This window comes from Chryseobacterium gambrini, from assembly GCF_900156825.1.
In the GTDB taxonomy this organism is placed as follows: Bacteria; Bacteroidota; Bacteroidia; order Flavobacteriales; family Weeksellaceae; genus Chryseobacterium; species Chryseobacterium gambrini.
The window spans coordinates 88,710-111,984 of record NZ_FTOV01000011.1 but is presented as its reverse complement, the minus strand read 5'-3'; the positions used below and the strand labels follow the sequence as shown (position 1 = coordinate 111,984).

General features: G+C 36.4%; 24 protein-coding genes and 1 pseudogene. 5 read left to right on the top strand and 20 right to left on the bottom strand.

All coding sequences use genetic code 11. The features are described from left to right. Positions 1-27 precede the first annotated feature (27 nt). From BW951_RS17255 to BW951_RS17165, 19 genes and pseudogenes are all read right to left on the bottom strand, one after another. A pseudogene (locus BW951_RS17255) lies at positions 28-648 on the bottom strand (DUF4241 domain-containing protein). Positions 649-940: 292 nt separating this feature from the next. Continuing rightward, the gene (locus BW951_RS22860) at positions 941-1,102 is read right to left on the bottom strand and encodes a bacteriocin-like protein (protein WP_165762953.1); all 162 of its coding nucleotides are present in this window, start codon (positions 1,100-1,102) and stop codon (positions 941-943) included. 159 nt (positions 1,103-1,261) lie between these two features. Then, the gene (gene paaZ, locus BW951_RS17250) at positions 1,262-3,757 is read right to left on the bottom strand and encodes a phenylacetic acid degradation bifunctional protein PaaZ (RefSeq protein WP_076395166.1); all 2,496 of its coding nucleotides are present in this window, start codon (positions 3,755-3,757) and stop codon (positions 1,262-1,264) included. A 95-nt stretch (positions 3,758-3,852) separates the two neighbouring features. Beyond that, positions 3,853-4,446: an acyltransferase gene (locus tag BW951_RS17245; protein ID WP_076395268.1), complete on the bottom strand. Its 594-nt coding sequence runs from the start codon at positions 4,444-4,446 to the stop codon at positions 3,853-3,855. A 108-nt stretch (positions 4,447-4,554) separates the two neighbouring features. Then, positions 4,555-5,760, bottom strand: a complete 1,206-nt coding sequence (pcaF, locus tag BW951_RS17240) for a 3-oxoadipyl-CoA thiolase (protein WP_076395164.1) — start codon at positions 5,758-5,760, stop codon at positions 4,555-4,557. Positions 5,761-5,854: 94 nt separating this feature from the next. Further along, a complete protein-coding gene (locus BW951_RS17235) occupies positions 5,855-6,268 on the bottom strand; it encodes a PaaI family thioesterase (protein WP_029297542.1) in 414 nt (137 codons plus the stop codon). Between the two features lie 2 nt (positions 6,269-6,270). After that, positions 6,271-6,585: a hypothetical protein gene (locus BW951_RS17230; protein WP_076395162.1), complete on the bottom strand. Its 315-nt coding sequence runs from the start codon at positions 6,583-6,585 to the stop codon at positions 6,271-6,273. Positions 6,586-6,596: 11 nt separating this feature from the next. Continuing rightward, the gene (locus BW951_RS17225; protein ID WP_076395160.1) at positions 6,597-6,824 is read right to left on the bottom strand and encodes a hypothetical protein; all 228 of its coding nucleotides are present in this window, start codon (positions 6,822-6,824) and stop codon (positions 6,597-6,599) included. Between the two features lie 265 nt (positions 6,825-7,089). Further along, positions 7,090-7,305, bottom strand: coding sequence for a hypothetical protein (locus BW951_RS17215; protein ID WP_076395156.1), 216 nt, complete (start codon positions 7,303-7,305; stop codon positions 7,090-7,092). A gap of 1 nt (position 7,306) precedes the next feature. After that, the gene (locus BW951_RS17210) at positions 7,307-8,440 is read right to left on the bottom strand and encodes a 3-hydroxyacyl-CoA dehydrogenase NAD-binding domain-containing protein (RefSeq protein WP_076395154.1); all 1,134 of its coding nucleotides are present in this window, start codon (positions 8,438-8,440) and stop codon (positions 7,307-7,309) included. Between the two features lie 106 nt (positions 8,441-8,546). Next, complete coding sequence (locus BW951_RS17205) at positions 8,547-9,347, bottom strand: enoyl-CoA hydratase-related protein (protein WP_076395152.1); 801 nt, start codon at positions 9,345-9,347, stop codon at positions 8,547-8,549. A 94-nt stretch (positions 9,348-9,441) separates the two neighbouring features. Then, entirely contained in the window at positions 9,442-9,879 is a 438-nt protein-coding gene (gene paaD / locus BW951_RS17200) for a 1,2-phenylacetyl-CoA epoxidase subunit PaaD (RefSeq protein ID WP_076395266.1), read from the bottom strand. A 190-nt stretch (positions 9,880-10,069) separates the two neighbouring features. Continuing rightward, the gene (locus BW951_RS17195; protein WP_076395150.1) at positions 10,070-10,315 is read right to left on the bottom strand and encodes a hypothetical protein; all 246 of its coding nucleotides are present in this window, start codon (positions 10,313-10,315) and stop codon (positions 10,070-10,072) included. Between the two features lie 175 nt (positions 10,316-10,490). Continuing rightward, positions 10,491-11,279 (bottom strand): 1,2-phenylacetyl-CoA epoxidase subunit PaaC, encoded by a 789-nt coding sequence (paaC, locus tag BW951_RS17190; protein WP_076395148.1) that lies wholly within the window; start codon positions 11,277-11,279, stop codon positions 10,491-10,493. A 30-nt stretch (positions 11,280-11,309) separates the two neighbouring features. Then, positions 11,310-11,591, bottom strand: a complete 282-nt coding sequence (paaB, locus tag BW951_RS17185; RefSeq protein WP_002981782.1) for a 1,2-phenylacetyl-CoA epoxidase subunit PaaB — start codon at positions 11,589-11,591, stop codon at positions 11,310-11,312. A gap of 188 nt (positions 11,592-11,779) precedes the next feature. Continuing rightward, complete coding sequence (gene paaA, locus BW951_RS17180; protein ID WP_056017716.1) at positions 11,780-12,718, bottom strand: 1,2-phenylacetyl-CoA epoxidase subunit PaaA; 939 nt, start codon at positions 12,716-12,718, stop codon at positions 11,780-11,782. Between the two features lie 112 nt (positions 12,719-12,830). Then, positions 12,831-13,916 (bottom strand): 2Fe-2S iron-sulfur cluster-binding protein, encoded by a 1,086-nt coding sequence (locus tag BW951_RS17175; protein ID WP_076395146.1) that lies wholly within the window; start codon positions 13,914-13,916, stop codon positions 12,831-12,833. Beyond that, complete coding sequence (locus BW951_RS17170; protein WP_076395144.1) at positions 13,917-15,233, bottom strand: phenylacetate--CoA ligase family protein; 1,317 nt, start codon at positions 15,231-15,233, stop codon at positions 13,917-13,919. It lies immediately after the preceding gene. 408 nt (positions 15,234-15,641) lie between these two features. Next, positions 15,642-16,220: a TetR/AcrR family transcriptional regulator gene (locus tag BW951_RS17165; RefSeq protein ID WP_076395142.1), complete on the bottom strand. Its 579-nt coding sequence runs from the start codon at positions 16,218-16,220 to the stop codon at positions 15,642-15,644. Positions 16,221-17,013: 793 nt separating this feature from the next. Between BW951_RS17165 and clpB the strand changes: the two genes are divergently transcribed. After that, the gene (gene clpB / locus BW951_RS17160; protein WP_076395140.1) at positions 17,014-19,608 is read left to right on the top strand and encodes an ATP-dependent chaperone ClpB; all 2,595 of its coding nucleotides are present in this window, start codon (positions 17,014-17,016) and stop codon (positions 19,606-19,608) included. A gap of 133 nt (positions 19,609-19,741) precedes the next feature. Here the strand turns inward: clpB and BW951_RS17155 are convergent, their stop codons facing one another. Continuing rightward, positions 19,742-20,443, bottom strand: coding sequence for a BamJ family beta-barrel-assembly machinery protein (locus BW951_RS17155; protein WP_076395138.1), 702 nt, complete (start codon positions 20,441-20,443; stop codon positions 19,742-19,744). A gap of 192 nt (positions 20,444-20,635) precedes the next feature. Between BW951_RS17155 and BW951_RS17150 the strand changes: the two genes are divergently transcribed. The 4 genes from BW951_RS17150 to BW951_RS17135 are packed head-to-tail and all read left to right on the top strand — an operon-like array spanning position 20,636 to position 23,267. Further along, positions 20,636-21,190 carry a hypothetical protein gene (locus tag BW951_RS17150; protein ID WP_076395136.1) on the top strand — a complete coding sequence of 185 codons (555 nt, stop codon included), beginning with the start codon at positions 20,636-20,638 and terminating at the stop codon, positions 21,188-21,190. Positions 21,191-21,220: 30 nt separating this feature from the next. Beyond that, on the top strand, positions 21,221-21,868 hold the full coding sequence (locus BW951_RS17145; protein WP_076395134.1) for a hypothetical protein: 648 nt from the start codon (positions 21,221-21,223) through the stop codon (positions 21,866-21,868). After that, a complete protein-coding gene (locus BW951_RS17140; RefSeq protein ID WP_076395132.1) occupies positions 21,847-22,632 on the top strand; it encodes a sensor histidine kinase in 786 nt (261 codons plus the stop codon). Before BW951_RS17145 ends, BW951_RS17140 begins: the two co-directional genes overlap by 22 nt. After that, on the top strand, positions 22,629-23,267 hold the full coding sequence (locus BW951_RS17135; protein WP_076395130.1) for a response regulator transcription factor: 639 nt from the start codon (positions 22,629-22,631) through the stop codon (positions 23,265-23,267). Before BW951_RS17140 ends, BW951_RS17135 begins: the two co-directional genes overlap by 4 nt. Positions 23,268-23,275: the final 8 nt, after the last annotated feature.

The following is a 23,275-nucleotide window of genomic DNA, read 5'->3' as shown; positions in this document are numbered from 1 at the left end:
AAGAAAAAAATTATCTGGCTGATCTTTTTAATCTACATCATCCTCATCTCCATCTTCGCTTAAGGCCAATTCAACATCAATGAACTGAATGTACAATCCACAAATATTTCCATTTGCATCATAGGCAAAATAAACAGGATAAATACCATCGCCAAAACCACTTGCAAACATAGGAATCCGGTATTCTGTATTCGGAACCTTCCAGTTGATCCAGTCTCCTTCATCTCTCTGGTTTTTAGGATTTTACTGATAGCTTTGCTCAAATAAATCGGCAAAATAATCGTCGTAAACATTATCAATATCTGCTTCATCAAAAAAATTATCCACAAAAGGAAGCACTTCCGCATCAGCAATACAGCCTAGTCCCGCATCTACCTCAAAACCAAAGAAATCATCTTCACTTACATCCTCCAATTCCTCAATTCCTACTAAAGCCTCCCTGTAAATAATAGGCTTTTCTTTTGCAAATTCAACTTTTACAACAGCATATCTATCTCCCCAATCTTTAGATTTTACCACGGCAACCGTTACCGGAAAATTTCCTTGCGGAGCCTGAATAAAATAAGGTGATTGATTGGCATTCAGATTCACAAGCGGATCTCTCACCACTATTTTTCCGGAAGGAAGGGAAACATTTCCGATTTCCATCGTTTCCAATGGCTGCCCTGCAATTTCATCAGACGTAAAATAAGTTTCCAAATCCGTCGGACATATGAGAACATTTTTTACTTCTTCATATTTCTGTAGCCAGTTTTCATTCATTTCTTTTATGATTTAATTTTAAGCCTTAAAATAAGGAATAAAAATAAAGACATAACTATCCATAAGTTTTTTAACATAAAATTATAAAACACCCTTTCAACAAAAGCTGAAAGGGTGTTTAGAATTATTTTAACCGAAACAGGCTAAGTAAAATAATACATGAAATTTATTTGTACGACTAAGAATCTGCACAAATAACGCACGCTCTTGGAGTACTCGGCCAGCTTCCGGGAATACAGCAGCTTCCTTTAGGACACGAAGTTGGTGTACAAGACCAGTTTGGACCAGATCCTTCAATGGCTCTCAACTCTGGTCTTGACAGTTTTTTTAAGTTTTTCATAATGATTTAGTTTTAATGATTGTTCCTACTCTTTATGCTTTTCGGATTTCGCATTCTAAAGTTAGCAATAAAATTATTTAAAAACAATTTAATCAAACAGTTATACAATTAAAAAGCAGCAATTCGTTAGAGAATGCTGCCTTATATCATCTTCTGAATTTAAATCAATCCAAACTGCTCAAAATGATGTGTAAAATGCTTTTTGTGCATCAGTTCCCACATTTCCTTATTCAGTTTTCCGAAAACGAAATTCAGGTGTTCTGCCTGTGGATTTTCTTTGTAATAAATGATAAATCTTTTTAAGTTATCAATGAAAGACTGTTTAGCAGCTTCAAGATTTTTATGTCTTAACTCCAATAGTTTTTCGTCATCCTCTAAAAACGGCGCAGGGAAATCTTTTGGCATTTTTCGGTGATTATACAAAGAATCCTGCCATTTTTCCAATTGCTCTTCAGGAGTGAAACATTTGTCTGCTTCAGGTTCGCCAAGACTTACCAAAACCCCATGCTCCAAATGTTCAATCATTTGTTGTGGAGACATTTTACCCCAGCTTGGCTGAGTAGATTCTGTTAATCCATTCAGCATTTTCTGAATATTTTTTAAGTTTAAATCAATAAAAGGAGATTGTTTTGCCACCAAAGTTAAAATAGTAGCAACACAAACGATCTCATCTCTTTGATTCACGACCTCAACCAGCCATTTTACCACTCCGGAAGGAATGTTTCTTCCTTTTACGCCACGATTGATTTTTTCTTTCGCCGTTAAATACACCGTAATGGTATCTCCTGCATAAACCGGCTTGAAGAACGAACAGTTTTCCAATCCGTAATTTGCGATAACCGGTCCTTTTTTCCCTGAAACAAACAATCCTGCCGCTGCGGAAAGAATGAAATAGCCATGAGCAACGGTTTTATCGAAAATAGTTCCGGTTAAGCTCGTTGCATCGGTGTGTGCGTAGAAATGATCCCACGAAACATTGGAGAAATTCACGATATCTGCGTCGGTAACCGTTCTTCCTGCTGTTTCCAGAGAATCTCCCACCTCAACTTCTTCAAAATATTTCTGGAACGGATGTTTATCTGAATATTTTTTTTCAGCTCCCTGCTGATAAATCTTTGTAATGGCTGTTAAAATATCCGGAGACCCCTGAATTGCTGTCTTCTGAAGGAAGAAATGAAGACCGTTTAATCCGCCCATTTCCTCTCCTCCTCCTGCTCTTCCAGGACCGCCGTGCATTAAAGTCGGAAGCGGAGAACCGTGACCCGTACTTTCTTTCGCGCTGTCTCTGTTCAAAACAAAGATTCTTCCGTGCTGTGAAGCCATTTTCCATGACGTTTCGGCAACAAAATTATTATCATGGGAAACGATGGAACCTACCAGACTTCCTTTTCCTCTTTTTGCCAACGCCGCCGCTTCTTCCGCATCTTTGTAAGGCATTAATGTAGAAACCGGACCAAATGCTTCGACATCGTGAGAGATATTTTTTTCAAAAGGTTTATCATTCAGGAAGAGTTTCGGACTCATAAATGCTCCGTTTTCGTAATCGGCATCTACCAATTCGTGCTTTCCGTCGTAAACCAGTTCTGTTTCGGCTTTTAATAAATTTATTTTTCTTACAACTTCATCATACTGCTGTTTTCCCACCAAAGAACCCATTCTTGTTTCCCTACTCAACGGGTTTCCGATTTTTGTCTGGTCTAAAGCTTTGGACAAAGCATTCTGAACGTCTCCGATTAAGTTTTCAGGAACGAGGATTCTACGGATCGCTGTACATTTTTGTCCGGCTTTCGTCGTCATTTCATTACGGACTTCTTTAATGAATAAATCAAACTCGGGAGTTCCCGGTTTTGCATCCAACCCAAGAATTGAACAGTTCAAAGAATCGGCTTCCATATTGAAGCGAACGGCATTTCCTGCAATTGAAGGCAGAGATTTTAATTTTCTACCTGTATTTGCAGAACCTGTAAACAGCACAGAATCTCCATCCTGAACATAATCCAGAATATTTCCCGGATCACCGCAAACCAACTGAACCGCTCCTTCAGGAAGGATTCCACTTTCAATCATATCCTGAAAGACGGCATTCGTTAAATAAGAACCAAACGGAGAAGGTTTCACAATGGATGGAACACCTGCCAATAAAGAGGTGGATAGTTTTTCCAGCATTCCCCAAACCGGAAAGTTATAGGCGTTAATCTGAACGGAAACTCCTTCACTTGGTGTTAAAATATGAGTTCCTAAGAAAGTTCCATTTGCTGAAATTTTCTGCGTATCTCCATCTACCCAAAACGGCGTATTCGGAAGCATTCTTTTTGCCAATCCTGAATACGTGAAGAATGTACCGAAACCTCCTTCAATATCTACCCATGAATCTACATGAGTAGCTCCTGTCTTATATGATAATTCGTAATATTTTTTCTTTCTTTCTAAAAGGTAAAGCGCTACTTTTTTCAACATTTCACCACGATCGTAGAACGTCATGGATGATAGGTTTTTGTAGCCTACTGTTCTTCCGTAATCCAAAGCCTGCTCAAAATTCAGACCTTCTGTGTCGGAAACAGCAACCTGCTCTCCATTAACAGCGTTATATAAAGGAATTCCGTTTCCGTTTCCTTCGATCCACTCGCCGTAGATATAGTTTTTTAACTTTTCCATATTTATCTAATTTGAAAATTTGAGAATGAGTCAATTTGAAAATTAATTTCCTATGATAAAATTTTCAAATTAGCACATTTTCAAATTATTTAATTTTACTTAATATCATCCCAGATGCTGTAATCTACAACTTTCGTAGGAATCTGCTGAACATATTCTGTAAAAGGTTCACAAGGCAAAATAGCATCTTTTCCTTCTCTTGCCAATTCCTGATACAGTTTTGTTCCTTCTGTTTTCCATTTAATCATTTCATCGGAAACATCGCGGATGATTTTTGCAGGACTTCCGACAATTAATTTTCTTGCATCACATCTGAAATTTGCCGGAACAAAAGCCAAAGCACCGATGATACATTCATCTCCGATGACCGCTTTGTCCATCACGACTGAGTTCATTCCGACCAGACAATTTTTTCCGATATGTCCGGAGTGAATAATTGCTCCATGACCAATGTGTGCAGACTCTTCAAGTATGGTTTCAATTCCCGGAAAAACGTGAAGGGTACAGTTTTCCTGAACATTGGCACCGTCTTTCACAATAATTTTACCCCAGTCGCCACGAATCACTGCATTGGGACCAACATAAACTTCTTCGCCAATTTCCACATTTCCGATGATCACCGCTTGTGGGTGAACGTACGCGGAAGGTTTTATTATCGGCCGAATTCCGTGATATGAGTAGATATTCATAATTTTAATTTGAAAATAAATCAATTTGGAAATTTGAAAATGTGCCAATTTGAAAATTAAAACGCTGTGAATAGTATTTTCAAATTCTCAAATTAGCTCATTTTCAAATTAAACCCGTTCAATCACCATCGCATACCCTTGTCCGACACCGATACAAAGAGTACACAATGCATATTTCTTATCCTGTTTTCGAAGTTCCATTGCTGCTGAACCAACGATTCTGGCTCCCGAAACTCCAAGTGGATGACCGATTGCAATAGCACCTCCGTTTGGATTTACTCTTGAATCGTCATCTTTTAAACCTAAGGTTCTTGTTACGGCTAAAGCCTGAGCAGCGAATGCTTCATTCAATTCGATGATATCCATATCATCTAATGAAAGATTCAGTCTTTTTAATAGTTTTTGAGTGGCTTCAACAGGTCCGATTCCCATGATTCTTGGCTCAACACCGGCAACGGAAGATCCTAAGATTTTCGCTTTTGGTTTCAACCCGTATTTTTTTACAGCTTCTTCGCTTGCTAAGATTAAAGCTGCTGCTCCGTCATTCATTCCGGATGCATTTCCTGCGGTTACCGTTCCTTCTTTTCTGAAAGCCGGACGAAGTTTTCCTAATCCTTCTATTGAAGAAGTCGGCTTGATAAATTCGTCGGTATCAAATATTTTAGGTTCACCTTTTTTCTGTGGAATTTCAACTTTTACGATTTCTTCCGCCAGTCTTCCGCTTTCCTGAGCTTTGGTAGCTTTCTGCTGTGACCAAAGGGCAAATTTGTCCTGATCTTCACGGCTGATGTTATGTATATCCGCTAAATTTTCAGCCGTTTCACCCATTGCATCAATCCCGTACATTTCTTTCATTTTCGGATTTACAAATCTCCATCCGAAAGTGGTATCAAACATTTGGCTATCTCTACCGAAAGCTGTACTTGGTTTTGACATTACATAAGGAGAACGCGTCATGTGTTCTACTCCACCTGCGATATAAATTTCACCTTCTCCTGCAGCAATAGAACGGAAAGCATTTGCCACCGCAGACATTCCTGAAGCACACAATCTATTCACCGTTTCCCCTCCGATTTTATATGGAAGTCCAGCTAGTAAAAGTCCCATTCTGGCTACGTTTCTGTTGTCTTCACCTGCCTGATTGGCACATCCGAAAATAACATCCTCAATTTCCTCAGCAGGAACTTCAGGATTTCTTGCTACAATTTCTTTAATAACAATGGCAGCCAAATCGTCGGCTCTTACTTCTGAAAGACCTCCGCTCAATTTTGAAATGGGAGTTCTTATGTAATCTATGATGTATACGTTGTTCATGATTTAATTTGAAAATGTGTTAATTTTATAATTTGAAAATGAAAAAAGCAGTAAAAAATAATTTTCAAATTGCCTCATTTCCAAATTTTCAAATTTATAATTCTGTTACTTTTTTTCCTATTTTATAAACCGTTCCGACAAATTTGGCAACCAATTCTTCGTTTTGATTGGTAATTTTAATGTCATAAACAGCGGTTTTTCTGGTTTCATTTACCAAAATACTTTCTGCTCTGAAAGTATCGCCTTCTTTTCCCGCTTTTGTAAAATTGATGATGCAGTTTAAAGCAACGGCAGCGTCTCCGGAATTGTTGGACGAAAAAGCCAGTGCAGAATCTGCAAAAGCGAATGTAACGCCTCCGTGAACCGTTTTCAGCCCGTTAATCATTTCTTTTTTAATGGGCATTTCTATTAAACAATAATTTTCTCTGACTTCAATCAATTTGATATTCATCCATTGGGAAAAATAATCCTGATCGAACATATATTCTGCAACCTGTCTCGGATTCATTTTTAATTTATAGTTGTTATTTTTTCATATAATTCATCAGCCAACTTGTCGTAAACCGACATGGTCTTTCCAAGAATAATCTGATGGTATGAAAGATTTTCGCAATTTGATGGATCTTCAGCTTGAAAAGGTTCATGTAAATCAATTCCAAATTCATTCGCTAATCTTTTAATCAGCTCTTTATATTTTTCATTGAATTTGCCTAATAATTCAAGTTTTTCCTGATAATCTTCAATCGAAGAAAGTTCCTGAATGATGTATTCTTTTTCAATGATAAGTCTTGTTTCCAGTTCAGCTCTGAATGATTCTATATCCATCCTAAATAATATTATTTCATCAAATCTTTTCTGTCGGGATGTTTTAAATATTGTTTACCATCTTTATCAAAACACCAGACATCTGATATCTCTCTTAGCTGAAAAAATTCAAAATCTCCCTTATGAATTTTCATTCTATTCAGTCTTCTAAGCTTTCTATTGGCTTCTAATTTATTTTTCTTTTCTGTCTCAGCAGTTGTTATTCCGGTAATCGGAGTTTTTCTTTTTGATCTACTCATAAAAATAAATTAAATTTTATTGATTGATTATCCTTTTCAAATCTTTAATCCCATTTTCATAAGATTTCTTAAAAAGAAAATTAATTATAAAATATAAAAATCCAAATGTCATTAAAAGTGGTATAAATAAGGCAAAAGCTTTTACTCCAAATTCTAAAAAATTTATAATAATCGTGAAAAAAGGAAGCAAACTCCATATATAAATTAATATTTTAAATGTATTATGAAATTTTGCATCCAACCTTATTATTGTCTCTCTTTCCTTCTAAACCAGCCTTCCTTCAAAAACACAAAAAATTCCCAAAGGCTTTTCTGAACTGATGATTTTGAAAAAATTCTTTTCTATATTTCCCTTGAAATATTTATCAGACCTTCTCATTGTTAAAGAACTGATCTCAGTATTATCTTTGATATTTAATAATACTTCTTCAATTATTTTTGAAGATTTTAATTCTTCAGATTTTTCAGGAAAAAACTTCATCTTATAATTTTCTCAACAACGGGCTTTGTCTGTATCTTTCTTCCTGATATTCTTCGTAAAGATTCTGCAAAGTTTCTGAGATTTTAGCATATCCTATTTCTTTTCCCCAAGCCAATAATCCTTTAGGATAATTTACGCCTTTCTGCATTGCAAGTTCGATATCTTCGTCATTCGCCACGCCTAATCTTTTTGCTTCTACGGCTTCGTTAATCAGCATGGAAATAATTCTCATGAATATTTGCTGATAAAGCGTATCATCTTTCACAGGTTCCGGTTTAACGGCTCCTTCCGAATAATCGTAAAATCCTTTTCCTGTTTTTCTGCCGTGAAGTTTTGCCTCCGACATTCTTTGCTGAAGAAGAGACGGTTTGTATTTAGGATCGTAGAAATATTCGTTATAAACGGTTTTGGTTACCGAGAAATTTACGTCAACTCCAATTAAATCCATTAACTCAAAAGGTCCCATTTTAAAGTTACCTAAAGTCTTCATAGCATCATCAACCTGTTCTACCATTGCGATGTTTTCCTCAACTATTCTCAACCCTTCTCCATAGTAAGGACGGGCAATTCTGTTGACGATAAATCCGGGAATATCTTTGGCAATAACCGGAGTTTTTCCCCAATCTTTCATCAGACTGTAGATTTTTTCCGCTAAAGATTTTTCGGTTAATAAAGATGGAATAACCTCAACTAAAGGCATCAACGGAGCCGGATTGAAGAAGTGAATTCCGATGAAACGCTCCGGTTTCTGTAATTCCGCACCAAGAGAGGTGATGGAAATAGAAGAAGTATTGGAACCAATAACACAGCTTTCTGAAACGTATTTCTCTAATTCTGTGAAAACTTTGGTTTTTATTTCTTTGTTTTCTATGATCGCTTCAATAATCAGTTCACAATCTTTGAAGTCTTTTAATTCTGTAGCAATGGAAATACTGGCTAAAATTTCAGTCATTTTCTCTGATGAAATTTTTTGTTTATCAACCAGTTTAGTCAATGTTTTTTCCAGACCTACGGTTGCCGTTTCTACTTGTTTTGCATTAGCGTCATAAATCCAGACTTTGCATCCGTTCGTTGCGGCTACCTGTGCAATGCCGATTCCCATGGTTCCGGCACCGATAATTCCTACATTTTTCATTATGTAACAGTGTATCAATATACCAATATAACAATCATTGTCATGCTGAGCTTGTCGAAGCATCTAATTGATAAGCCGCTACATTGGTACATTGCTATATTAATTCTTATTTCCCTTTATACTCAGGTTTTCTTTTCTGTAAAAAGGCACTTACTCCTTCTTTAAAGTCTTCTGTTTCTGCGGCTTTCTGTTGAAGATCGCCTTCTAATTCCAACTGCTGCTTCAGCGTATTGTCATAAGAATGTGCAAATGCCTTTTTGGTTAATTTTAAACCAACTGTAGGCATATTGGATACTCTTTCTAAAATTTCCAGTGATTTTGAACTGAATTCTTCCTCATTGAAAACTTCAGCAACCAAACCGTATGATTTAGATTCTTCTGCGGATAATTTTTTTCCGGTAAATGCTAAATAATTAGCTAATTGTCTTCCCAGTAATTTTGGTAAAAAGTAGGTTCCACCCGTATCAGGAATCAATCCGATATTGGAGAAAGCCTGAGCAAAATAAGCTTTTTCATTTGCCAGAACAAAATCGCAGATCAACGCCAACATTGCTCCGGCTCCAACTGCAGGACCGTTTACCAATGCTACAACCGGTTTTTTGCAGTGGGTAATTTCCATCACCAGAGGATTGTAATAATCTGTTACAATTTTTCTGATGATATCGTTGTCATGATGTTCATTGCCCTGAACAAAAGCATCATCAAGATTCTGACCGGAACAAAAAGCTCTTCCTCTTCCGGAAATTGCCACGCATCTTACTGCAGGATCTTCACTGCATTCTTTTACAAAATCTTTCAGATCTGATAAAGACGGCTTTGTAAGCGCGTTCATGGTATCCGGCTGATTAAGATAAGCAATTTTAAGTTTTCCGTCGAAATGCGACTCAATATCGAGTTGTGTATACATAGTTTATAATTTTTTAATTTGAAAATTAGACAATTTGAAAATTTTAGTTCACCACTAATTTACTCATTTTCAAATTAGCACATTTTCAAATTGTTTAGTGACATTTAAAATAGTCAAAAGGTTCTAAACAGTCTAAACACTGATACGAAGCCTTACATAAGGTAGATCCGAATCTGCTGATCTGTTTTGAGTTCATGGAGCCACAACGTGGACATTTTTTCGGTTTCCCGATATGATGCTCGTCGGCTCCTTTTTCGGGAGGGGTAATTCCGTACACCCGAAGTTTTTCTCTCGCTTCATCGGTTAACCAGTCCGTTGTCCAGATCGGAAACATTTTGGTGACCACTTTCGCTTCCCATCCGTTTTCCTTCATAATTTTGATGATGTCTTCCTCAATGGTAAACATGGCGGGACAGGCAGAATAAGTAGGCGTAATCGTTACTTCGCAGGAATTCTCGCCAGTAATTTTCGCCTCTCTTACAATACCCAATTCCACGATATTAATTACCGGAATTTCCGGATCGGGAACCATTTCTAATATGTCTAAAGGATTTTTCAATCTTCTTTTTATCTTAAATTTTTAGCGCAAAGCGCGCGAGGGTTTTTTTAAATACTAAATGCTTTTAAGTTCGAAAAGCCCCTCTCTCAGCAAACCCAAAAAGGATAATTGCAACAGCAGCTTAAATCTTACTTTAATCAACTCCAATATGCCTAAAAGATTTTCAAGCTTTAATTATTTTCTTTCTAAACATCATTAAAAGAATAAGGATGATTACATCAATTATAATTAATATTTTTCCCTGTTCTATATCCTGACATAAATTTTTCCCTGAAATTTGTGAAATGCAATCACCGGGATTATTTGTTTCATATTGCAGACTGACATTTGAATTAAAAATTCCTAAACAAAATATTGGAATTAAAATAATTAATCCTAAAATTAATTTATTAAAATATTTACCTTTCAATTTTGAAAATTTTTAGCGCAACTACGTTATGATTTTTTAACCAATTACGGTTTTTAAGCTTGGAAAGGTTTTTCTCTCTGCAAATGCTATAAATAATAAGTAAACTGCAAAATTGTTATGGTCGTTTGTTATTTTTAAACCTCACAGGTTTTAAAAACCTGTGAGGTTTGTATTTCTACCACGTACAACCCGGATATGCTCTCTGCATATACTGTAATTCACAAAGGATATATCCAAAATATTCTGTGTGATATCCTGTTCTGGATTTTGGCTGCATGAAAGGATTTGTAGGATATTCTAACTGGAAATCTGCAAAATCTTTTTGGGTGATAGTTACAAATTCTTCATAAAGAACATCGGTGTTCGGAGCAATATTTAAAGCGACCAAATCATCTTCTCCTTCTGTTTTTGCAAATAAACCTTTAGTGTATTCCCAGATGTTTTCAATGGCTTTTACCAGACGGCTCTTACTTTCTTCAGTTCCCTGAGCAAAAATTTTCATCCAGGAAACAGCGTGTGTGTAATGGTATTTTACCTCTTTTAATGATTTTTGAGCAATCGCCGCCAATTCTTCATTTGCTGAATTGGACAATGCTTCATACATCAGTTTCTGATATACTGCAAAAACATACACTTTTAAAATCGTCTGGGCATAATCTTCGTTCGGAAGTTCTGTCCAGTGTGCATTCACATATTCGTGTTCATATCTTAAAAAGGCGATATCATCTTCAGATTTTCCATCGTCTAAAAGTCTTGAAGCGTAAACGTAAAAGTTGTTCGCCTGACCAAGTTCATCCAGCGCAATATTCGTTAATGCAATATCTTCCTCCAGATAAGGACCTTCACCGCACCACGCAGACAAACGTTGTCCCATAATGAAACTGTCGTCTGCCAATTTTAATAAATAATTATATAATGGGTTCATTGTTTTAGCTTTTGGCTTTTGGCGTCTAGCTTTTGGCAAATTGCAAGCAGCTAACAGCCAATTGCTGTTTTACATATTTTTTACATCGTTCGGGATCTCGTAGAAGGTTGGGTGACGGTATAATTTGTCATCTGCCGGATCGAAAAATGCTTCTTTATCCACTCCTTCTGAAGTTACGATGTATTTACTTGGGACTACCCAAACAGAAGTTCCTTCTTTTCTTCTTGTATAAACGTCTCTTGCGTTTTGCAAAGCCATTTCTGCTGTTGGCGCCTGTACAATTCCAACGTGTTTGTGAGACAATCCCGGTTTAGTCTGAATAAACACTTCCCACATATCTAAATTTGCCATAGTCAAATTTTAATTTTTATCTAAATTTTAGATTTTGAATTATTTTAAATTTTAATTTTTGAACCATTAAGGACAATTAAGTTGTTAAGAATATTAAGTTTAGCTCCGCTTTTAGATTTAAAACCAGAATGATTTATCTTAATTAAACTAAACTTCTAAATAAAATCTTAATGGTTTAAATTAAGAAATTAGTTTACCTTTTCGTTCTGCTTCTCAGCAAAAGCTGCTGCCGCTTCTTTTACCCAGGAATTTTCTCTTTGGGCTTTTCTCTTCGTTTCGATACGCTTTTTGTTGGCAGGGCCGTTTCCTTTTAAGATTTCCATAAATTCATCCCAAGGAAGCTCTCCGAAATCGTAATGCTGTCTTTCTTCGTTCCATTTCAGGTCTTTATCCGGAATGGTTAAGCCTAAAAATTCAGCCTGAGCAACCGTCACGTCGATGAATCTCTGACGAAGACTGTCGTTGCTTTCTCTTTTCACTCTGTAATTCATAGAGATTTTAGAGTTTGGTGAACTGTCATCATTTGGACCAAACATCATTAAAGCCGGCCACCAGAAACGGTTTAACGAAGCCTGAGCCATTTCTTTCTGCTGTTTTGTACCGCGGCAAAGAGCCATCAAAATTTCATAGCCTTGTCTTTGATGAAAAGATTCTTCTTTACAGATTTTCACCATCGCTCTTGAGTAAGGACCGTAAGAATTCCCCATCAACATCACCTGATTCATGATTGCAGCACCATCAACCAACCAACCAATGGCACCGATATCTGCCCAGCTTAAAGTCGGATAGTTGAAGATACTTGAATATTTTGCTTTTCCTGAAAGCATATCTTCATACGTTGCATCTCTGTCGGCTCTGATGGTTCCATCACCTAAAGTTTCTGTCGCAGAATAAAGGTATAAACCGTGACCTGCTTCATCCTGAACTTTCGCCAGAAGTGCCATTTTTCTTCTCAAAGAAGGTGCTCTGGAAATCCAGTTGGCTTCCGGCAGCATTCCTACGATTTCAGAATGTGCGTGCTGTGAAATCTGACGAACCAATAGTTTTCTGTAATCATCCGGCATTACATCTTTTGGTTCTACTTTATTTTCGTCGTGTACGTACTGTACAAATTTTTCTAAATCCATCTTTTTAAATTTGAAAATTAATTAATTTGAAAATTTGAGAATTAGGCAATTTGAAATTAAAACACAATCATGGCATTTTCAAATTAGCACATTGACTCATTTTCAAATTGTCTTAAACATCATAATTAAGCATCACCACGTTGGTTGTCGGGTGACACTGGCAGGTAAGAACGTAACCTCGGGCTACTTCTTCTTCGGTAAGCGCGTAGTTTTTTTCCATGAAGACTTCACCTTCCAAGACTTCGGCTTTACACGTACAGCACACTCCCCCTTTACATGCAAAAGGTACAGGAAGATTGTCTTTCAATGCTTTATCTAAGATACTCTCTTTTTTTGAATTCAAATGGAACGAATATTCATCATCATCAATAATTACTGTTACCATACTTTCGATATTGGCAATGGCTTTGAATTCGTCGCTCATTTCCTCCGTATTTTCTTCGTCAGGAGCAGTGAAATATTCAAATAAAACCTGAATTGCCGGTACTTTTTTATCTTTTTTTAAATAATCTGCAATTCCTTTGATCATTTCCGAAGGTCCGCAGATAAAATAAGTGGCTTCTTTTACATCGATATCGGTATATCTTTCAAATAAATGTTCCAGTTTTTCAGGGGAAATTCTTCCTTCAAAAATCGGATCTTCATGCTTTTCACGGCTTACGAGATAAACTACTTTCAATCTTCCGTTGAACTGCTCCACCAATTTATCGATCTCAGCCTTTTTCATCACGTGATTCATGCTTCTGTTGCTGTAGAACAGGTACGCGTTGGAATTCGGCTCCTGATAAAGACTTTCTTTAATATTTGATAAAACCGGAGAAATTCCGCTTCCTGCCGCCAAACCAATGTATGTTTTTACGTTTGTCGGATGATAAGACGTGTTGAAACCGCCCATCGGAGGCATTACCTCAAGAATTTCATCCATGTGAAGATGTTCATTGAAATAACCGGAAACTTTTCCGCCTTCCAATAATTTCACTAAAACTTCCAGCGTGTTGCTTTTTTCACTCGGCGCATTGCAAATGGAGTAAGAACGTCTTTCTTCATTTCCGTTGATCATCATTCGGAAATTAAGATACTGCCCCTGTTTGAATCTGAATTTATCTTTCAGCTCTTCAGGGATTTCAACCGCTACATTTACTGCATCGTTGGTATCTTTCTGAACTTTTACCGTTTTAAGTTTATAAAATGAATTCATTTATTTTTTAAGTATTCTGTTAATTTTTCCACCTTCGCATTTCGGAAGACTGTCCTGAGCATGAATTTTCACTTTTGTGGTAATTCCTACCCTCTTTTTTATTTCGTTTTCTATACTTTTTCCAAAGTTTCCGACAAAAATAGCATAATCGTCGGTATTTTGATTTAAATTTTTCGATGCGATCAATTCGTCACCAATTTCAACATCAATATCCAGTGCAACACACATTTGTTCCTTCTCAACAGGAGTTAAATAATAGTTCGGAACTACGCCTTCCACATGAGAAAATGCTTCTTCAATCTGACTTGGATAAACATTTACTCCTCTTACAATAAGCATATCATCGGCTCTTCCCAAAATCGGGCGCATTTTCACCATCGTTCTTTTACCATTTTCGTCATAGTAAAGACTTGTGATATCATTTGTCCAGTAACGCAGAAGCGGCATTGCTTTCTTCGTTAAAGTCGTAATCACCAAAACGCCTTCTTCTCCGAAAGGAACGGGCTCCTTTGTAACCGGATCGAGAATTTCGGGGTAAAAATGGTCTTCCCAAATGTAAGAACCTCCTTTTTCCTCAAAATCTTCCATCGAAACACCCGGCCCTATAATTTCACTTAATCCGTAAATATTGGTTGCATGAACGCCTAATCTTTCTTCAATATGATGTCTGATTAATTCTGTCCATGGTTCTGATCCTAAAACGGCATATTTTAAACTGATTTCTTCTGCCGTGATTCCTCTTTTTGCAAATTCATCAGCAATGGTTAAAGCGTAAGATGGCGAACAGCAGATTACTTCCGGCTGAAAATCCATAATCAGATCAACCTGTCTCGCCGTCATTCCTCCCGAAATCGGAAGAACGCTCATTCCCAGTTTTTCCGCTCCGTAATGCAATCCCAATCCGCCCGTGAAAATTCCGTAACCATATGCATTATGCAACTGCATTCCCGGTTTCGCGCCTGCTGCGTTCAAAGATCTCGCCACGACTTCGCTGAATAAATCAATATCTTCTTTTGTATATCCCACCACCGTTGGTTTTCCCGTTGTTCCGCTTGAACAGTGAATTCTCTGCAGTTCATTTTTCGGAACGGTAAATAACCCGAACGGATAATTGTCTCTCAAATCCTGTTTGTATGTTATCGGAAGTTTGGTAATATCTTCAATCGACCTTATTTCCTGTGGAGATATTCCTGATTCTTTAAATTTTCTTTTATAAAACTCCGACTTCTCCCCAAGATAGCTTACCAAATTTGCCAACCGCTCAGACTGAAGCTGTCTCAACTGATCGAGCTTAAGATATTCAACACCAAAATCCATAACTAACTAACATTTGTTAGGTGTAAATTTAAAAAGATTTTGGAACGTGACAAAATTTTTATGATTTTCGTCAGATTTTTAATGATTCTAAATAATTATGGCTAAGATTGAGGCTTAGTTTAAGCATGATTTTAATGAGGATTTTGTCATTCAGTACATAGACAGAAAGTCTACGAACGTAGTTCAGAAGTGAAGTGAAGAATCTGTTTTTATTTAATGTTTAGTAGATTTCTCCTTCGTCGAAATGACAGCTTACTGCATAATCAAAATTGAATAGAGTAAAATGTGGAATATAAGCGAAGTTTTCGTTGTAGCTGTCTAAATTTCTACGGAATGACAATAACAATTTTAAATAATTTTAAAATAATTGTTGAGATTCTTCCTTCATCAGAATGACAGTTAAACGGTTTATTTCTTTTGATTTCCCAGTAAACCAAAAAGAATTTTATCCCTTATTTCATCGGTGATATCCGAACCGGATTCTATATTTCTTTTGAACCAGAAATAGGAGTTGTTTAAGGTATGGAGAATAAATCTCGTGGTAAAAGCGGGTGATCTCAATTCCCAGTTTTCAGCGGTATAAATTTCAGAAATCAACTGTTCAACTTCCTGCTGATAATTTTTTCTTAGTTCGATGAATTCGGGTAATCTCTCTTCCAGATGTTTCCATTCGTTGGAATAGATGTGCGTGACATCACGGTTTTTCAGAACAACCGACAAATGTTTTTCAATAAAAAGATTGAGCTTTTCCTTTGGTGGAATATTGGTATTTTTTACATCCTGAAGTTCATCGAAAAATTCCTGCGCGATGCCGAAACAGATCCATTCCAGAATTTCTTCTTTTGAGCGGATGTGTGCATATAAAGAAGCTGCTTTGATATTCAGTCTTGTTGCCAAATCCCGCACAGAGCTTCCCATGTAGCCTTTCTCCTTGAAAAGTTCCACGGCAACATCTAAAATTTTCTTCTGTTTTTCTTTAAGCTCCATTTGTAAAAACGCAAAAGTAATTATTTTGATTTTAATATTTGATTTTGAGAAGATGATTTTTAACTTAAGAATTAAAAGCTAAACACTGACACTGCATAATGCTTTTTCAAAATGATGAAATGAAAAAATTAAACTTTTTTACCACAAAAGATTTAAACACTTTAGTTTCTTAAGTTTAATGCTTTAATGAAAAAAGAGCACACAAGTTAAAAAATCAAAGATTTTTCTCTTCGTAGACTTTTGAAAAACTTTAAATCAATCCAATAAAGTCTTTTGTTTCTTTTGTGGTTAAATTTAAAATGAGTTTAAAAAAACTTATTATTTAAACCATTAAGAAAATTTTAAGATGTTAAGTTTAATTGAGAAAAATCAAATAGATTCTTAATAAGCATTATTCTGAAATCGAAGCTCATTTTAAATATTCTAAACTTCTTAATTAAAATCTTATGATCCAATCAAAAAAACAAGGTTAGGCGTATTTTAAGATTTAACCCAATCTGACGGTTCTTCCGATAATTTTCACTTAAATTCTTCGAATCGGAAATTTTGTCTTTCCAAAACATATTAAAAATAAATATTTCGGAAAATTTGTCCCATATTTTTAAAAATTCAACAATAGAATACTTTTTGCGATAATGTACCCGAATTAAATGATTAAATAAAGATTAAGGGCATCAGAAATTAGAAAATCTGATTAAAAAATTAACATTTATTTGACTCTTATGGTCTGAAATCTGATGTCTAAAATCTAAAATTGGAAACTAAAAATTAAAGAATCAAAAATATACAAAATATGAACTTAAATCAATATACCGTAAAATCTCAGGAAGCAATTCAGGCTGCACAACAGGTGGCAATGGAATTTGGCAACCAACAGATAGAACCTCAACATTTACTGGAAGGTATTTTTCAGGTAGATGAAAATATATCGCCTTTCTTATTAAAAAAATCTGAAGCAGATGCGGCTTTGGTAAGAGAGCGAAACCGCGAAAATTTAGAGAAACTCCCTAAAGTACAGGGAGGCAATATTTACCTTTCACAATCAGCAAATAAAGTTTTGCTTGATGCGCCTAACATTGCTAAAAAAATGGGCGACGAATATGTAACCATTGAACACTTATGGCTTTCCTTATTGGAAACGAATTCAGAAGTTTCAAAAATGCTGAAAGATATGGGCGTTACCAAGAGTCTTTTGGAAGGCGGAATTAAAGAATTAAGAAAAGGCTCGAAAGCCACTTCTGCAAGTTCGGAAGAAACGTATCAGTCTTTAAATAAATACGCTAAAAACTTCAACGAATTAGCAGCGGAAGGAAAATTAGATCCTGTAATAGGCCGTGACGAGGAAATCCGAAGAGTGTTGCAGATTCTTTCCAGAAGAACAAAAAACAACCCGATCCTGATTGGTGAACCCGGCGTTGGTAAAACTGCAATTGCAGAAGGGATCGCCCACAGAATTATCAGCGGTGACGTTCCCGAAAACCTGATGGATAAAACATTATATTCACTGGATATGGGCGCTTTGATTGCCGGTGCAAAATACAAAGGTGAGTTTGAAGAGCGTCTGAAATCCGTGGTGAATGAAGTTATTAAATCGGAAGGACAGATTATTCTTTTCATTGATGAGATCCACACTTTGGTAGGCGCAGGAGGCGGTGAAGGTGCAATGGACGCCGCAAATATTCTGAAACCAGCTTTAGCAAGAGGAGAATTAAGAGCGATTGGAGCAACGACTTTAAATGAATATCAGAAGTATTTTGAAAAAGATAAAGCGTTGGAAAGACGTTTCCAGAAAGTAATGGTGGAAGAACCGGATACAGAATCGGCAATTTCTATCCTTCGTGGAATTAAAGATAAATATGAAGCCCACCACAAAGTAAGAATTAAAGATGAGGCGATTATTGCGGCGGTGGAAATGTCTCAACGATATATTTCAGACCGATTTTTACCGGATAAAGCGATTGACCTGATTGATGAAGCATCGGCTAAATTAAGAATGGAAATCAATTCGAAACCGGAAGAGCTGGACGTTTTAGACAGAAAATTAATGCAGATGGAAATTGAACTGGCTGCCATTTCAAGAGAAGGTAACCAGACGAAAATCGATCATTTAAAAGAAGATATTGCGAAGATTTCTGAACAGAGAAATGAAATTAACGCCAAATGGCTGAAAGAAAAGCAAAAATCTGAAGATTTAACGCAGATTAAAAAAGATATAGAATCTCTGAAATTAGAGGCAGAAAGAGCTTCAAGAGCAGGAGATTACGCAAAAGTAGCGGAAATCCAATACGGAAAGCTGCGTGAAAAAGAGGAAGAGCTGAAAAAGCTTGAACTTGAAATGCAAAATCATCAGAATGAGTTAATTAAAGAAGAAGTAACTTCTGAAAATATCTCTGAAGTGATTGCCAAATGGACCGGAATTCCTGTTACGAAACTGCTTCAGTCTGAAAGAGAAAAGTTATTGAATCTGGAAACCGAACTTCATCACAGAGTAGTTGGACAGGACGAGGCGATTACCGCTGTTGCGGATGCGATCCGAAGAAACAGAGCGGGATTGAGTGATGATAAAAAACCAATCGGGTCATTCTTATTCCTGGGAACCACCGGAGTCGGAAAAACTGAGCTGGCAAAAGCTTTAGCGGAGTTTTTATTTGATGATGAAAACAATATGACGAGAATTGATATGAGTGAATATCAGGAGCGTCACAGTGTTTCGAGATTAGTGGGTGCGCCTCCGGGATATGTGGGTTATGATGAAGGCGGGCAATTAACGGAAGCCGTGAGAAGAAGACCGTATTCTGTGGTTCTTTTGGATGAAATTGAAAAAGCGCATCCTGATGTTTTCAATACTTTGTTACAGGTTTTAGACGACGGAAGGTTAACAGATAACAAAGGAAGAGTGGTGAATTTCAAAAATTCGATCATTATTATGACTTCGAATTTAGGTTCGCACCTTATTCAGGAAAATTTTGAACATATTACTGATGAAAATCAGGATGAGATTGTTGACAAAACAAAAGATGAGGTCTTTGATTTATTGAAACAGACGTTACGTCCGGAATTTTTAAACAGAATTGATGAGGTTGTATTATTCCAGCCTTTAAGAAAAAAGGAAATTGGAAAAATCGTTACCTACCAACTGAGAGGATTTAATGAAATGCTTTCGAAACGAAATATCATTATGACGGCAACTCAGGATGCTGTAGATTATCTGATGAATAAAGGGTATGATCCTGCGTTCGGAGCCAGACCTCTGAAAAGAGTCATTCAGCAGGAAGTTCTCAACAAATTATCAAGAGAGATTCTGGCAGGAACGGTAAATGATGGAGACAGAATCACTTTGGATTATTTCGAGGAAACAGGTCTGGTTTTCAGACCGACCGATTTATAAGTAGTTTTTTTCATATATATTATTTTTGAAGAATTTCCGCAGACCAAAAAATCTGCGGAAATTTTATTTGTAATACATCAGATGTAAAATAAGCAAATCCCATTATCGCTGATCTACCTATCAAACAACATTTTTATTTAATATTCACCAATTCTACATCAAAAATAATAGTCGCTCCCGCAGGAATTGGTCCGGCACCATTATCTCCGTAAGCCAGCTCTGAAGGAATGTAAAATCTGTATTTAGAGCCTTTGCTCATCAACTGGATACCTTCTGTCCATCCTTTGATTACTGCGCCCAGATTAATATCCATTGGCGCACCTCCGCTTTTGTCGGTAGAGTCGAAAACAGTTCCATCCAGAAGCTTTCCGGTATATTTTACCTGTACAACATCTGAGGCTTTTGGTTTTGTTTTACCATCACCTTCCTGCAAAACTTCATACTGTAAACCTGAAGCCGTGGTCTTCACTTTAGGATTGCTTTTATTTTTGGCAAGAAAATCCAGACCTTTTTTCTTATTTTCATCTGCCTGTACCCCCGCTGCAGCCTGCTTTTTTTCATGTTGCTTCTGCATAAACTCCTGCATAAAAGCTTCCATTTCTTCAGCGGGCATTAGCTTTTTCCCTCCATTCATTTCTTCTTTAATAGCCTGAGCCAAAAGATCTGCATCTACTTTGAAGCCTTCCTGTTTCATGTTTTGGGCAATACTCAGACCTATATAATAAGAAGCTTTTTGATCATCCGTGTATTTGCCATCCACTGCGTTTTCATCTTTCTTAGCGCATGAAACACTAAATATTGCTATGCAAAATAATGCGATAGTCTGTCTTTTCATTTGATAATTTTATTGTTTATGATTAACGAATTTAAAATCGCTGCAAATCTATCCAAAATCTTTATCATTTTAATTAAAATTTACAATCCGTAAAAACCCCATAAATAATCAGGAAAAAACCGTGTCGTATTCCCCTGAAATTTTACGAGATTTGCAATACCAACTAACCTTACACCTTTTAAAACTAGCTTTATGGAAACAAAACCAAATTTAGAAAACTTAGAATTTGAATCTGCCGAATCAATTTCTAATCCCAACACCCTTCATTGCGATTTGATCAGAACTCTTGTAGAGAACTACAGAAAAAATCAGTTGGCGTGTATAAACCAAAATTTAGGATTTGATGATGCCCATTCCATTCATTTTGATCTGGCTACGCTGAAAAAATTTATTTCAGACATTGAAAATGAAGCAGTGAAAAACGATTCCCGCGTTACAGATCAGGATTTGGGAATACGATTTTATTATGCGGCTTATCCTAAAGAGCAGGACTGGAATATCATGTCGGGAACTCCGATCGGAACAGAGTATGCGCAAAGACATACTTTAGTTTTGGTTCCTACCATGAAACAGGAAGACGAAAACGGAGATAAACTCTGCTATGATTTCAATCCTTTAAGCGCAAGCGGAAGCGGAGAGTTTTTGGCGATGGCTTCGGCAAGAAATTCCGGTTTGCAAGGAGAGGTAGTATGTCAGAATCATGGTACCCTGTCTCCTCCTTCAACACAAGTAACAGAATCTTTTTAATAAAAAATTATATTTACACGAATAAGCACAATGAGTGAATTTCAAAAAGTACTACAAGAATCTTTAATCTGGATGGAAGGGCTGGCTGCTCTTATTTCTATTATATTTTATAGGAATGCTAAAGATAAATACTGGAAGTACTTTTCCATTTATTTAATACTCATGTTTTTATGTGAAGTTTTTGGGAAATGGGGCGGATATTTAATGGAATATAATAAGCCAAAGTTTTTTAATTATTTTGTTATTCCTGTTGAGTTTTTATTTTTCTATTGGCTTTACGCAGCAAAATCATTAAAAAGACCAAAACTATTCTATACGCTATCTGTTATTTATCTGCTTTCCTTTCTTCCCAATGAATATTTTTTTAAAGCAGGAAAAATAATTTTTTCATTCAATTATACGTTTGGCTGCCTTATCCTTATGGTTCTTGTGATAATGGAATATTACAGGCAAATTAACTCTTCGGATATTTTGCATTTCAGTAAAAACAAAATGTTTTACATTAATCTCGGGGTCACTTTATTTTATATCGGAACTTTACCTTTTTGGACGTTCTTCAGTTTATTAAACAAGTATCCAGAATTATGGAATATGTATTTTAATTATTTCCTAGTTTCCGGAATCATCATGTATTTATTATTCTCAATTTCATTTATATGGGGAAAACAGAGCTCATAATAACAATCATCCTTTTCAATATATTCTTTGTATTGTTTGTGGCTGCAGTGATGGTTTATATCCGCAAATACAAACAGCGCAAGAAAGAATATCTGAATGAGATTGAAATAAAAAACGAAATTCACCAAAAAGAATTGTTAGCGACGCAGCTTGAAATCCAGCAGGCAACGATGCAGCAGATCGGGCGCGAACTTCACGATAATATCGGGCAGAAATTAACGTTAGTGAGCCTTTACACGCAGCAGCTTTTGTATGAGAATAAAGTTCCGGAGGTAAGCGAAAGAATTGAGCAGGTTTCACAGATCATCAATCAGTCGCTTCACGATCTCAGGAGCCTTTCAAAAACATTAACGGACGATAATATTAATCAAAAGGAAATCGTAACTTTAATTCAGGAAGAAGTAGACAATACCAATGCGTTTAAAAAATGCCATGTCGATTTTCAGCATAATTTTAATCAGCTGGATCTCAGCTTTGTGCATAAAAACGTATTGCTGAGAATTACTCAGGAATTTATTCAGAACAGCATCAAACATTCGGGCTGTAAAAATATTCTGATTAATCTGAATACTTCTCAGGAGTCGCTTTGGGAACTGAATATTAAAGATGACGGGGTGGGTTTCGATCAGTCCAACATCAAATCCAACGGAATCGGGCTCACCAATATGAAAAACAGAGCCGAAATTATCGGGGCAGATTTTTGCCTTGAAAGTCAGAAAAATTTGGGAACTACGCTCAACATTATTTTAAAAAGACAGCCATGAAAAAAACGATAGTAATTGTAGACGATCATGTACTTATCGCAAAAGCTTTAGAAGGAATTATTGATAATTTTCCGGAGTTTGAAGTGATCTACGTTGCCGAAAACGGAAAAGATCTGATCCAGAAATTCGAAAACAACAGCAAAATTCCGGATATCATTCTTCTGGACATCAGTATGCCGATTATGGACGGTTTCGAAACCGTGCTTTGGCTTAAAGAAAATCATCCGAACATTAAAGTGATGGCTTTAAGCATGCAGGGCGACGATAAAAGCGTTATTAAAATGATCCGGAACGGCGCCAAAGGGTACTTACTGAAAAATACACATCCGAAGGAACTGGAGAATGCATTGACGAAACTTAACAATGACGGTTTTTTTTATCCGGAATGGGCTTCGAAAATCATTTTTTCCAACATGAACAATGAAGATGCTGCCAATAATGTAAAAATTTCCGACCGCGAGAAAGAGTTTTTAAAATATACCGTTACAGAACTCAGCTATAAAGAAATTGCGGATAAAATGTGCTGCAGCCCGAGAACAGTGGAAAGCTACAGAGATCAGCTTTGTGATAAATTAGATCTTAAAACACGGGTCGGTCTTGCCGTTTTTGCCATTAAAAACGGTTTTGCAGGATAAAATCAACA